Genomic DNA, 12,528 nt, shown 5'->3' on the forward strand with positions numbered 1-12,528 from the left:
TTTCCCTCACCTAGCGTTAGGTGAGGGACGATCTGGGGATCGCTCCCACAGAGCACCGTGCTTACCTCTTACCTCTTCCCTCCTAAGTCCTATACTCCGCATTGATCCGCACATAGTCGTAGGAAAAATCGCAGGTCAAGACTTCTTGCGAGGCGCTGCCGCGCCCGAGCGTTACGGTTACGGTGATTTCCGGTTCGTTCATAACGCGCTGGCCGGCCGCTTCGGTATAGTCTTCGGCGCGGCCGCCGCCGCGCACGATGCACACGTCACCCAGATGTATATCGACTCGCTCCAGGTCCATGTTGTCGACGCCGGCCCTGCCGACCGCCGCCAGAATACGACCCCAATTCGGATCGCTGGCAAAAAACGCGGTCTTGACCAAAGGCGAATGGGCTATGGTCTTGGCGACGCGCACCGCTTCATCATCATCCAAGGCTTGATCTATGACGATCCGCATCAACTTGGTCGCGCCTTCGCCGTCCCGAACGATCGCTTCGCTAAGTTGCTTGCAAATCTTCAACACGGCATCGGCAAAGGCTTGGTAGGCCGGGCTGCCTTCGGTCAATTCGGGCACTTTCGAACAGCCGCTGGCCATTAAGACGCAGGCGTCGTTGGTCGAGGTATCGCCGTCGACGGTAATGCGGTTGAACGATAATTCGGCGGCGCGCGCCAAACACGCTTGCAACAATTCACGCTCGATTTTGGCGTCGGTCGCGATGAAAGACAGCATCGTCGCCATGTTCGGCTGAATCATGCCCGCGCCTTTGGATATGCCGGTCAACGTGATCGTCTCGCCGTCGATTTCGAGGACAATCGACGCTCCTTTCGGAAAAGTGTCGGTGGTCATGATCGCGCGCGCGGCCTGCTCCCAATGATCCTCGGCCAGATTGGCAAAGGCTTTCGGTAAAACCGCCTTGATTTTATCGACGGCCAACGGTTCGCCGATCACGCCGGTCGAAAACGGCAGGACTTGCCGGGCATCCGCGCCGGCAAGTCCTGCCACGTCCGCGCAGGTTAACATGGCGTCGTCAAACCCACGCTTGCCGGTACCGGCATTGGCGTTACCGGAATTAATCAGCAGCCAACGCGGGGCCTGTTGTAAATGTTCCTTCGCGACAACTACCGGAGCCGCGCAAAACGCATTCTGTGTAAACACCGCCGCGCAAGTCGATCCTTCGCGCATTTGTACGAGCAACAGATCGTCGCGTTGCGTTTGCTTGATGCCCGCGCACGTCGTGCCCAATTCGATCCCGGCTACCCGGTGCATTACCGGAAACGTCACCTGCCCCACCGCCATATAGACTCCTTTAAATTTTCAATAAAACGCTTATTTTGCTAATGTTGGGAAACGCACCTTCCATCAGCGCGCATTGTTGCTTAACTTTTTCCATCCGTTCCGGCTGACTCCCCATCAGATGCGGCAAAATCACTTCGATTTCGATCGTCCCTTCCAGATAATGAATCTTGAAATCTTCGATATCTTCGAATAATTCGGCCAGATAGTTACGCAAGTAACCCTGCACATCCGCCCGCAACACATCGACCGGCTCGTCGATGAATTCGTCGTCTTCCGGATCGACATGGACCAATACGTCGACCACGTCGTCGAATTCGGCTTTCAGATTTTGCCGGACCGCATCGCCGATCATATGTCCTTCGGAAACGCTGATTCTGGCATCGACGACGATATGCGCGTCGATATAGGCATCTTCGCCCATTTGCCGGGTTCTGAGCAGATGAATGCCGCGCACGCCGGGAGTCGTTTTGATCACTCTGCGTATCTCGCGGATCAAGGACTCGGGCAATGAGGTATCGACCAACTCCTTGACGCTTTGAATCACCAGACTTAAACCGATTTTAGCGACCATCAATGCGACGATCGCGGCAGCAACCGCATCGGCATATTCATAACCGACCCAAACGCCGGCCACGCCGATGATCACGACGATCGAAGATATCGCATCGCTACGATGATGCCAGGCATTGGCCAGTAATAATTTGGACCGGGTTTGCTTGGCAATGCGCTTGGTGTATTGATAGAGCCATTCGTTAGTCAATACCGATAAGGCGGCTATCGCCATCGCCTCGAATTCCGGAATCAATAAGCGCTCGGGCTGGCGAACTCTTTCCAGCGCATCATAGGCGATGCCGCCGGCCACGATAATTAACCCGACGCCCAGCGCAACCGTCGCGATCGTTTCGTAACGCCGATGCCCGTAGGGGTGATCGAAGTCGGCCTCGCGCGCACCCAGTTTGATCGCGGCAATGACCAGTAAATCGCTGGCTAGATCGGATAAGGAGTGTACACCGTCCGCGATCAAGGCCGCCGATTGACCCAGAATTCCGAAGCCGATTTTCAGGACCGACAAGGCCAGGTTGGTCCATGCGGCAAGGACACTGACCTTCGCTTTTAGACGATCGGACTCGATTGACTGGCGCGCTTCGACCATTATTCGCCTACTTCGAGAACAATAATATATTCGCCGTCTTCAGATTTGGTTTCTAGGACCGCGTGTCCATTGATGCGGCACCAGGCGGGGATGTCCTGCATTACGCCGGGATCGGTGCAAATGACTTCCAACTGCTCTCCCGCCGTCATGCGTTTGACCCTGTCTTGCGTTCGTATCACCGGCAACGGGCAAAGCAGACGCCGCGCATTCAGGGTTTCCCGGCTCATACGAACCACTCCTCGGCAATTTGCTCCGGCGCGAACGGGGCCACCTGAATCGTTTGTTCAAGGCCGTTTTGACTTCTAACCAAAATATCGACCTGCTCGGCATCGCGCCCTTGTCCGTAACGTGCAATGATGCGTCCGGCCAAGGCTAAGTCCTCATCGGTCGGTTCGCCGTCGATCAAAGCCAACGGTCCGCTATGACTGCTGCTGATCAAGCTGGTAAATTCTTTTTTATAGCCTTCCAGAAAACGGCTCTCGCCTTCCTCGCGCGCGACGATGACTTTGAAATTGGACTTGGGACGGATATGCCGCCCGACTTTCAGCAACATCACATCGTCGAGTTCGTAGTCTTTCGTACCCCGGTTTTGCCATAAATCGACTAATTTCGCCGAATAACTCTCGTCGGTCAAAAAACAACAGCCGCCGGCCGGCTGCGCATAATCGACGAAGCCGAACTGCTGCGCTAATTCCATTTGCGGTTTTCTGGATCGTCCGCTAAAGCCGAACAATTTGGCGCGGTCGACCCAGCCTTCGCGCTCCGGCAGAGTCTCCGGAAGATTTCTGGCGCATAAGGGCCTAAGCAGCAAATCGTCGGCGCCGGATTCGCGCGCGATGATCGGCATCGTTTGTTTGCGCTGCGACATCGGCCGTTGACCGATGACCTCGCCGGTGATAATGAAATCGAAACCGTTCTCTTGTATCCATTGCTTGGCCTTGTTGACCATGAAAATCTTGCAATCCAGACACGGGTTCATATTGCTGCCGTAACCGTGCTTCGGATTGATCAGCACATCCTTGTATTCTTCGATGACATCGACGATATGCAATTTGATACCGAGTTGTTCGGCCACCCACAGCGAATTATTGCGCTTGGGTTTGGCGCGGTCGCGTTCGCGAATCGCATGCGTGTGTCCTTCCACGCAGAAGCCGGTGAAAAAATTGATGCCTTCGACATGCACCCCTTGTTCGATGATCGCTTTAGCGGCCAACATCGAATCCAATCCTCCGGAAATCAATGCCGCCGCTTTTCTTTGTTCGGACATAACGCTGTTATCGTTTTAAATTGCTTGTTTAAAAATTGCGTCATTATACGCATTTCTTGGCTAAACTGGGTTCAACTTCGGTGATTATCACCTAGAATGACTAGCCATCAAATTTTTGGTACCGCGGCTCCCCGATGGGTTTCGCCCCGCTCTACCCATCCTACATGTAAACTAATGGATTCATTATGGATTTTAAAGATTATCTAAAAATTCTAGTCAGCAAAGACGGCTCCGATCTTTACCTGACGGTCGGCGCGCCGGCCGCGGCCAAATTTCAAGGCGCGCTGAAACCGCTCGAAAGCGAAAAACTGACCGGCGAACGCATCAAGACTATCGCCTACAGTTTAATGGATGCCGATCAGCAAAAAGACTTCGAACACGTCCCGGAGATGAATCTGGCGATCACCGAACCCGGCATCGGCCGCTTCCGCGTCAATATTTTCAAACAGCGCAACAACTTGGCCTTGGTCATCCGCAACATCAAGGTCGATATTCCGAATGCCGATCAATTGGGCCTGCCTGAAGTGTTGAAAAAAGTCATCATGGAAAAGCGCGGTTTGATTCTGTTCGTCGGGGGTACCGGCTCCGGCAAGTCGACCTCCCTGGCCGCACTAATCGATCACCGCAACAGTAACTCGTCGGGGCACATCATCACGATAGAAGACCCGATCGAATACATACATCCGCACAAACGCTGCCTGGTCAATCAACGCGAAGTCGGCGTCGATACGCTCAGTTACGAAGACGCGCTGAAAAACACGCTTCGCCAAGCGCCCGACGTGATTCTGATCGGCGAAATCCGCTCTCAAGAAACGATGGAACACGCGCTCGCCTTCGCCGAAACCGGACATCTTTGTTTATCGACGCTGCACGCCAACAACGCCAATCAGGCTTTGGACCGCATCATCAATTTTTTCCCGGAAGAACGGCGTAACCAATTATTGCTGGATCTATCGCTGAATTTGAAAGCCTTTGTTTCGCAAAGACTGGTTCCTACCGTAGACGGCAAACGGGTCGCGGCGATCGAAATTTTGCTGGGAACACAATTGGTCAAAGACTTGATTCATAAAGGCGAAATTCATGCGATCAAGGAAGCGATGGAAAAATCCGAAAACATCGGCATGCAAACCTTCGATAGCCATTTGCTCAAACTTTTCAAGGAAGGCAAAATTTCGCTCGAAGAAGCTTTGCAAAATTCCGATTCGCCGAACAATCTGAAATTAAAAATCAACCTCAGCGAAGGCAAGGGTTCGGCGACCGAAGCGGTCGCTAAATCGCCTGGCGGACTGACTTCAAGATTCTCGCTTGAGGCGATTGAAAAGGATCAGGAGGAAGAAGGACAAAGCTAAACCTTTTTTCCGCGCGGGCCGAGTTATTCAACCCGTCCCGGACGTTTCGATCATGACCAAGGCCTCGCTCTTTCCCAAGCTCCAGCTCTCATCGTTATACTTAAGTCAAAAACTACCGTTTTCCTCGTTCCCACCGCTCCAGCGTGGGAATGCATACCGATCTTGCCTCGGCTGACAAGGTATGGGTTCCCACGGAGGACCGTGGGAACCAGAAAAAAAACAAGTTACCCAAGCTGGAGCTTGGGTAACAGCATATTTTAGTTTTTGCGGCCTCGATACCATTTATTATTACTTAACACTTTCGACCTTCCCTCACCTAACGCTAGGTGAGGGACGATCAGGGGATCGCTCCCACAGGGCATCCGGGCCCCCGAGGGTATCAGCCAGTAGGGTACGCTGCGCGTACCATGGCATCCCACAAATGTTAATTCAAGCCTCAATGGTGTGATCCAGGGCGGGATTCGGTGCTTAACGGCATGAAAGTACGCGCAGCGTACCCTACAGTTTATGCGTCGCGACGAAAGGAGCGTGAGAACCAGGATAGCTCAAGGAAACAACCGCAAAATACCGGACTTTCCTTCCATGTCTCCGACGACCCAAATCTGCTCGAACGAATGAGACTCGGGTAGCGTTACCCGGTGCAAATTATCTTCCAGTTCTTCACGGCTCCAAAGCGGATTGGCGTTACGCAAAACCAGCCAAACCCGGTCGCTGTGATAGGACTTTTCGGCCTTGCTGACCAAAATCGCATTCAACGCATTCAACAAACGATCGCCGACCGGAACGGTAATCAAGCGATGCAGCGCCTCTAGCGTCCGGATATTGACTTTGCGCCCCAAAATCAGTTGGGCTTCTTCTTCACTACCGTACAAATGCGCAATTTCCAAATCCAAGCGCCGATCGCCTAGGTAACAAGATACATCCGGTTTTTTCGGCTCGTTATGCCAAATATGCCGCATCGGAATGCCCGTTTTTTGTTCGTAAAGCCGCATGAACAGCTTGGCCGCCTCATGTTCGAGCTCGATTTTTTCTTGCATGCTCCGGTTCATAAAGAACAACTACAAATGATAGAAGTTATTTTGTGCATATTTTGCTACTCCCTTTTGACCGAAAAAGCGTATTAAGAACGAGAAGGTGTGGGGTATGCCTAGCGAGGATGTCGGCGGCAGGGAGCCGCCGTCAAGCCCCCATGGACGGGTTCACGGCGCTCCTCGATAGGCATACCCCATACCCAACAAAGTTGAACGATTCTTCAGTAAGAAGGGAGTAAATACTTTGCCGGCATAGGCGCTGGCAAAAGCCTTTGCCGAGCACCCCGGCGCCTCCTAAGGCACTGCCGATATGTGAAGTGCGAAAAGTATACGTTCAATCTTAGGGAACCGATGCAAAAGTAAAAAGTCTTTGAATAATATCCGCTATTATTCGACTCGCTCGATTCGGTCGGTTTTATGCGAGACCTCAAACGGCGCCCCTCGAAAGACGCCAGGGAGTCATAGCACCATGAAGTCTGTCGATTATCCCGAAAACTGGTACGACATCGATACCGCGCTCTATATTCGCTCGGTCAAGTTGTTCAGAGCGGTCAAAAACTTATTGAGCGTCAAATTCGAGCTGTTCGCCGACAACCAAGTATTGCAAGGCGATATTTTTCTGTTCAACCATTTTTCCCGCTTCGAAACCTTCATTCCTCAATTTCTATTTTTCGAACAAACCGGCGCTTACAGCTGCTCGATCGCGTCGGGCGAATTCTTCAAGGAAGACAATGTGCTATCGAATTATTTGAAGCATGTCGGCGTATTTCCGCACGATCACCCCCGTTTGTTCGCTATCTTGGCCTGCCAAATCCTGCGCGGGCGTAAAGTCATTATTTTCCCCGAAGGCGGCATGGTCAAGGACCGGCGAGTCATCGACAAAAAAGGCGAATACAGTATTTATTCGCGCATGACCGGACTTCGGCGTAAGCATCATACGGGGCCTGCCGTGTTAGGCCAAGGGGTAGAAGCGTTGAAATCGGCGATTCGCCATGCCTTCAAAACGAAAGACAAAGAGCGCTTGCTACATTGGCAATCCTTGCTCGAACTCGACAGTTTGGACCAATTGATGGCGACCTCGCTAAAACCGACCTTGATCGTCCCTGCCAACATCACATTTTATCCGATTCGCAACTCCGAAAATTTATTGTTTAAAAGCGTCGAATTGTTTTCGGACACGATGAGTCTTCGGCAAACCGAAGAACTCTTGATCGAAGGCAATATCTTACTCAAGGATACCGACATGGACATCCGCATGGGCGAACCGGTCAATCCTTGTTGTGTCTGGGATTGGCGCACGCATTGGATCATGGGCAAAACGGCGCCTGACATACGCGAGCCGGACGATGCGTTCAATTTAACAAGCGCACCGAGAAATTGGAAAGAACGCTTGCTCGGCTATCTATTCTTCAAAAATGCAAGCTGTTCGCGCAATCAATACATGAAAGCCATCTATGCCAACGTGACGGTAAACCTCAGCCATCTGGCCTCGACGCTGATCATGAGCAAAATAGGCGCCGGACTCAAACATATCGAAAAATGCCGATTTTATACCGTGTTGTATATCGCGATAAAAAATTTGCAAAAAAATCCCGACATTCATTTACATCGAAGTCTGTTGAATCCGGATGATTACAGCGACCTGATCCATTGCGTCAACGACCGCTTCGAGCACTTCATCTGCATCGCCAAGGACGCGCAACTGATTGCCGAACAAGATGAATGCTACCATTTTTTGCCGAAACTGTGCGAGGACCACGACTTCGACCAAATCCGTCTGGAAAATCCGATCGCGGTCTACCATAACGAAGCGGCGCCGCTAAGCACCGTGCGCGATACGCTTTCGGCCGCCGACCAAGCCTACTCAAAGATCGATCCCGAACAACTGGCGGCCTGGCATTTCGATGACGAACTGATCGCGCTGGCCTACGAACAGCAGACTTTTAGCACGCTGCAAAACGGCACGATCAAACAACACGAAAGTGCCATTGCCGACCCGTCTCCATTCTTGATGAAACCAGCCCGAACCAACGGCATCGGCATTCTGTTGATCCACGGCCTGTTGGCCAGCCCCGCGGAACTGCGCGATTACGGACGCACGCTGGCACGTCAAGGCTTCACGGTGCTTGGGATTCGCTTGAAGGGTCACGGCACGTCGCCCAATGCCTTGAGAGATTTGAGCTATGAGCAATGGTTCGACAGCGTCAGCAAAGGCTTCACGATTCTCAAAGCGCATTGCGGAAAAATCGTCCTGATCGGCTTTTCAACCGGCGGCGCTTTGGCGCTCAAACTCGCGGCGGAAAACCGCCAGGAAATCGCTGGTGTTGTCGCAGTTTCGGTTCCGGTCAAATTCATGAACCCGTCATTCATGCTGGTGTCTTTACTGCATAACACCAATAGCCTGGTACGCTGGCTGTCTTCTTTCGAGGGCGTCAAACCGTTCATCGACAACACGCCGGAGCATCCCGATATCAATTATTGTAATACACCGATCCGGGCGCTATTCGAATTACGCCGGCTGATTCAGCATCTTGATGAATTACTGCCCGGTATCGAAACACCGACGTTACTACTCTATGCCGACCGGGACCCGATCGTCGCTCCGGAAAGCGCCGAAACCGTATTCGCTAGATTAGGCGCGTCAAGAAAATATTTACATTCGATCGATGCCGACCGACACGGCATTCTGATGGAAAACATCGGCGAGACTTGGTCTGTGATCGACGATTTTTTATGCTCGCTGCAACAAACCGAGGACACCAGCCGCCCCATAACGCAAGCCATTCCCGAAGAGGAGACAGCATCATGAATAATGTAGTCATCGCAGGATATGCCAGATCGCCGTTCACGCCGGCGGGCAAAGGTGAGTTAGCCCACGTCAGACCCGACGACTTGGCCGCGCAAGTGGTCAAGGCGCTGATCGACAAGTGCGGCGTCGACCCGAATGCTATCGAAGACTTGATTCTCGGCTGCGCCTTTCCGGAAGGCGAGCAAGGCCTCAATATCGCGCGCCTCGTCGTGCAGCTGGCGGAACTACCGATATCGATCGCGGGCATGACCGTGAACCGTTTCTGCGGTTCATCGATGCAAGCGATTCATATCGCGGCCGGCGCGATTCAAATGAGCGCCGGCGAGATATTCGTTTGCGCCGGCGTCGAATCGATGAGCCGTGTGCCGATGGGCGGATTCAATACCTTGCCGCATCCGGGGCTCTATAAAGATCACCCGGAAGCCTACATGAGCATGGGAGAGACCGCCGAAAATCTGGCGCGCCGCTATTCCATAGCCCGCCGGGACCAAGAAAATTTCGCGTTGACCAGCCAGCGCAAAACGCAGCACGCCCGACAAAACGGCGACTTTGCCGATGAGATCGTACCGATTCTAACGCACCGAGGCGATCGCATCGATCAAGACGGCTGTCCGCGCCCCGATTCGACTGCTGAAGGTCTAGCCGAGCTCAAACCGGCATTTCTGCAAAACGGCAGCGTCACGGCTGCAACATCGTCGCCGCTGACCGACGGCGCCGCGGCGGTATTGGTATGCAGCGAGGCTTATGCCGATGCGCACGAACTGCCGAAATTGGCCCGCATCAAATCGATCGCTGTATCCGCCTGCCAGCCCGAAATCATGGGTATCGGCCCGGTTTCCGCGACGCACAAAGCCTTGCAAAGAGCAGGTTTAACACTGGAAGACATCGATCTGGTCGAATTGAACGAAGCCTTCGCCGCGCAGGCTTTGGCCGTATTACAAGAATTGCCTATCCCTATCGAAAAACTCAACCTCGACGGCGGCGCGATCGCGCTAGGCCATCCTCTTGGCGCGACCGGCGCGCGCATCACCGGCAAGGCGGCCAGCCTACTGCACCGAGAGCGTAAGCGCTATGCGCTGGCCACACAGTGCATCGGCGGCGGGCAAGGCATTGCAACCATTCTGGAGGCAGCATCATGAATATCGAAAAAGCCGCGGTCGTCGGCGCCGGCGTAATGGGTGCGGGCATCGCCGCGCATATCGCCAATGCAGGTATTCCGGTGGTCTTACTGGACATCGTCCCGGATAACGCAACGAACCGTAATCAAATTGCCGAGCAAGCGATCGCCAAAATGCTTGCCGCCGAACCCTCGCCGCTGATGCACCCGAACAACGTTCGGCTGATTTCGCCCGGTAATATCGAGGACGATTTAGCCTGTCTGGCCGAGGCCGATTGGATCGTCGAAGCCGTACTCGAAGATCCGGACATCAAACGTAACCTTTATCGACAACTGGAAGCGGTCTGCCGACCGGATGCGCTGATATCGTCGAACACCTCGACACTGCCGCTGAAGGTGCTAACCTTGCAACAATCCGAAAGCTTCAAGCGGCGCTTCATGATCACGCACTTTTTCAATCCGCCGCGCTACATGCGCCTACTGGAACTGATCGCGCCGGTCGACATCGCACCTGATTTATTCGATGCGGTAGCGACTTTCGCAGACCTGCGCCTCGGTAAAGGTTGCGTCACTTGCAAGGACACGCCGGGCTTCATCGCGAATCGGATCGGCACTTTTTGGATACAAACGGCATTGCTCGAAGCGATCGCGAATAACTTGACCGTCGAACAATGCGATGCCGCAATGGCGCTGTTCGGCATTCCGAAAACCGGCGTGTTCGGTTTACTGGACCTGGTCGGCCTGGATCTGATGCCGCATGTTCTGAGCGGCTTTAAGCAAAGCCTGCCGGCCAAGGACCGCTTGCGGGCAATCTGCGCCGTTCCTCCCCTGCTGCGCCGCATGATCGAGAAAGGCTACACAGGACGTAAGGGCCTCGGCGGCTTTTATCGTCTCCAGCCCGATGCCGAAACCAAAATCAAGGAAGCGATCGATCTCCAAACCGGTGACTATCGTGTCAGTGAAAAATACCGCATCGACGGCGTCAGTCACAGACCCGAAGATTTGAAAAAATTTTTATCCGGCGGCGAAGCGCTCAATCGCTATGCCTGGCGGGTCTGGTCGGACACGCTAAGCTATGCGGCTAGCTTGATTCCGGAAATCGCCGACGATCCGCTTGCGATCGATACCGCGATGCGCCTCGGCTACAACTGGCATTTCGGCCCGTTCGAACTACTCGATCGTCTCGGCGCCGATTGGTTCGTCGAGCGGCTTCAAGAGAAACACCAACCTATTCCCTATCTGCTCGCGGACCGGCAAAGCCTGTATCGCGCCGACAAGCAAGGCGTCCTGGAGTGTAAGGACGAAGACCGCCGCTATCGGCCGATCCACCGTCCCGAAGGCATGTTGTCGCTCGGCGATATCAAACGGCGCACCGGTCCTTTGCTCGATAATGCATCGGCCAGTTTGTGGGACATCGGCGACGGCATCGTTTGCCTGGAATTCCATAGTAAAATGAATACCTTGGACCCGGACAGCCTGAGCCTGACCCAACAAAGTATCGGCGTCGTCCGTGATAATTTCGAAGGTATGGTCATCCATAATGAAGCCGAGCATTTTTCGGCCGGGGCCAATCTAACTCTGCTGGCCCCGGCATTGATGCGGCAAGATTGGGATGCCGTCGCCCGAATCGTCGAACTCGGGCAACAAACTTATCACGCCTTGAAATACGCGCCTTTCCCGGTCGTCGGCGCACCATCCGGTTTAGCGCTAGGCGGCGGTTGCGAAATTCTGCTGCATTGCGATGCGGTGCAAGCCCATGCCGAACTGTATACCGGCCTCGTCGAAACCGGAGTCGGTTTGGTGCCGGGCTGGGGCGGCTGTAAGGAGTTATTGCGCCGATGGCTTAGCTTGCCTAACCGTCCGGGCGGACCGATGCCGGCGATTTCGCAAGCCTTCGAGACCATCGCGCTCGCCAAGACGTCCAAATCGGCCTTGTTGGCAAAGGAATTACTCTATTTATCCGAACACGACGGCATCACGATGAACAAAGACCGTCTGTTGGCCGACGCAAAGGCGCGCGTCCTGACGATGATCGCCGATTATCGGCCGCCGGAACCTTATGTTTATTATTTACCGGGCGCCTCGTCCCGCGCGGCGCTCGAGATTGCCGTGCGCAACTTATCGCTCTCGGGCAAGGCGACCGCTTACGACCGGGAAATCGCCGGCCAACTGGCTTTCGTATTGAGCGGCGGCGACACCGACAGCCTCGATCCGATCAGCGAACAAGACATGTTGAACCTGGAACGGCAAGCCTTTTTGCACCTAGTCAAGCAACCCGGCACTGTAGCAAGGCTCGAACACATGCTGAAAACCGGCAAGCCGTTGAGAAACTAACGGGGCAATCGTGAAACGTAACGTTCATGAAGGCCTGGCAAATGAAAGTGCGAGATGTGGCTAGGGTGCGGTCGCTCGCCCGACAGGACGCCGTGAACCCAGCACCTAAATTATCCAAGATAGTTAACCATAGCCAATGGGCTATGGAATTTAGGTGCTGGGTGAATACGT

General features: G+C 53.8%; 9 protein-coding genes. 4 read left to right on the forward strand and 5 right to left on the reverse strand.

Annotation, left to right across the window (positions count from 1 at the left end; genetic code table 11):
• Positions 1 to 82: 82 nt before the first annotated feature.
• Genes argJ through ACRJJO_RS21065 form a run of 4 tightly spaced genes read right to left on the reverse strand, consistent with a single transcriptional unit; the run spans position 83 to position 3,717 of the window.
• Positions 83 to 1,297: a bifunctional glutamate N-acetyltransferase/amino-acid acetyltransferase ArgJ gene (gene argJ / locus ACRJJO_RS21050; RefSeq protein WP_341327399.1), complete on the reverse strand. Its 1,215-nt coding sequence runs from the start codon at positions 1,295 to 1,297 to the stop codon at positions 83 to 85.
• 10 nt (positions 1,298 to 1,307) lie between these two features.
• Complete coding sequence (locus ACRJJO_RS21055; protein ID WP_431067532.1) at positions 1,308 to 2,450, reverse strand: cation diffusion facilitator family transporter; 1,143 nt, start codon at positions 2,448 to 2,450, stop codon at positions 1,308 to 1,310.
• Positions 2,450 to 2,677, reverse strand: a complete 228-nt coding sequence (locus ACRJJO_RS21060) for a sulfurtransferase TusA family protein (RefSeq protein ID WP_431067533.1) — start codon at positions 2,675 to 2,677, stop codon at positions 2,450 to 2,452. Before ACRJJO_RS21060 ends, ACRJJO_RS21055 begins: the two co-directional genes overlap by 1 nt.
• Entirely contained in the window at positions 2,674 to 3,717 is a 1,044-nt protein-coding gene (locus tag ACRJJO_RS21065; RefSeq protein WP_431067534.1) for a tRNA (5-methylaminomethyl-2-thiouridylate)-methyltransferase, read from the reverse strand. Before ACRJJO_RS21065 ends, ACRJJO_RS21060 begins: the two co-directional genes overlap by 4 nt.
• Positions 3,718 to 3,902: 185 nt before the next feature.
• On the opposite strand from ACRJJO_RS21065, the gene ACRJJO_RS21070 reads away from it, so the two are divergent.
• A complete protein-coding gene (locus ACRJJO_RS21070; protein ID WP_431067535.1) occupies positions 3,903 to 5,066 on the forward strand; it encodes a PilT/PilU family type 4a pilus ATPase in 1,164 nt (387 codons plus the stop codon).
• A gap of 545 nt (positions 5,067 to 5,611) precedes the next feature.
• On the opposite strand, the gene ACRJJO_RS21075 is transcribed toward ACRJJO_RS21070, so the two are convergent.
• Positions 5,612 to 6,103 carry a hypothetical protein gene (locus ACRJJO_RS21075; protein ID WP_341327394.1) on the reverse strand — a complete coding sequence of 164 codons (492 nt, stop codon included), beginning with the start codon at positions 6,101 to 6,103 and terminating at the stop codon, positions 5,612 to 5,614.
• Between the two features lie 463 nt (positions 6,104 to 6,566).
• Between ACRJJO_RS21075 and ACRJJO_RS21080 the strand changes: the two genes are divergently transcribed.
• The 3 genes from ACRJJO_RS21080 to ACRJJO_RS21090 are packed head-to-tail and all read left to right on the forward strand — an operon-like array spanning position 6,567 to position 12,357.
• The gene (locus ACRJJO_RS21080; protein ID WP_431067536.1) at positions 6,567 to 8,906 is read left to right on the forward strand and encodes an alpha/beta fold hydrolase; all 2,340 of its coding nucleotides are present in this window, start codon (positions 6,567 to 6,569) and stop codon (positions 8,904 to 8,906) included.
• Positions 8,903 to 10,045: a thiolase family protein gene (locus tag ACRJJO_RS21085; protein WP_431067537.1), complete on the forward strand. Its 1,143-nt coding sequence runs from the start codon at positions 8,903 to 8,905 to the stop codon at positions 10,043 to 10,045. The genes ACRJJO_RS21080 and ACRJJO_RS21085 overlap by 4 nt, the downstream gene beginning before the upstream one ends.
• A complete protein-coding gene (locus ACRJJO_RS21090) occupies positions 10,042 to 12,357 on the forward strand; it encodes a 3-hydroxyacyl-CoA dehydrogenase NAD-binding domain-containing protein (protein WP_431067538.1) in 2,316 nt (771 codons plus the stop codon). Before ACRJJO_RS21085 ends, ACRJJO_RS21090 begins: the two co-directional genes overlap by 4 nt.
• Positions 12,358 to 12,528 lie beyond the last annotated feature (171 nt).

Origin of the sequence: Methylotuvimicrobium sp. (assembly GCF_050611805.1) — a bacterium.
Lineage (GTDB): Bacteria > Pseudomonadota > Gammaproteobacteria > Methylococcales > Methylomonadaceae > Methylotuvimicrobium.

Bases quoted from the DNA above. Each gene is read 5' to 3' on its own strand.
- argJ (WP_341327399.1), bottom strand. From the start codon at position 1,297: ATGGCGGTGGGGCAGGTGACGTTTCCGGTAATGCACCGGGTAGCCGGG.
- ACRJJO_RS21055 (WP_431067532.1), bottom strand. From the start codon at position 2,450: ATGGTCGAAGCGCGCCAGTCAATCGAGTCCGATCGTCTAAAAGCGAAG.
- ACRJJO_RS21060 (WP_431067533.1), bottom strand. From the start codon at position 2,677: ATGAGCCGGGAAACCCTGAATGCGCGGCGTCTGCTTTGCCCGTTGCCG.
- ACRJJO_RS21065 (WP_431067534.1), bottom strand. From the start codon at position 3,717: ATGTCCGAACAAAGAAAAGCGGCGGCATTGATTTCCGGAGGATTGGAT.
- ACRJJO_RS21070 (WP_431067535.1), top strand. From the start codon at position 3,903: ATGGATTTTAAAGATTATCTAAAAATTCTAGTCAGCAAAGACGGCTCC.
- ACRJJO_RS21075 (WP_341327394.1), bottom strand. From the start codon at position 6,103: ATGCAAGAAAAAATCGAGCTCGAACATGAGGCGGCCAAGCTGTTCATG.
- ACRJJO_RS21080 (WP_431067536.1), top strand. From the start codon at position 6,567: ATGAAGTCTGTCGATTATCCCGAAAACTGGTACGACATCGATACCGCG.
- ACRJJO_RS21085 (WP_431067537.1), top strand. From the start codon at position 8,903: ATGAATAATGTAGTCATCGCAGGATATGCCAGATCGCCGTTCACGCCG.
- ACRJJO_RS21090 (WP_431067538.1), top strand. From the start codon at position 10,042: ATGAATATCGAAAAAGCCGCGGTCGTCGGCGCCGGCGTAATGGGTGCG.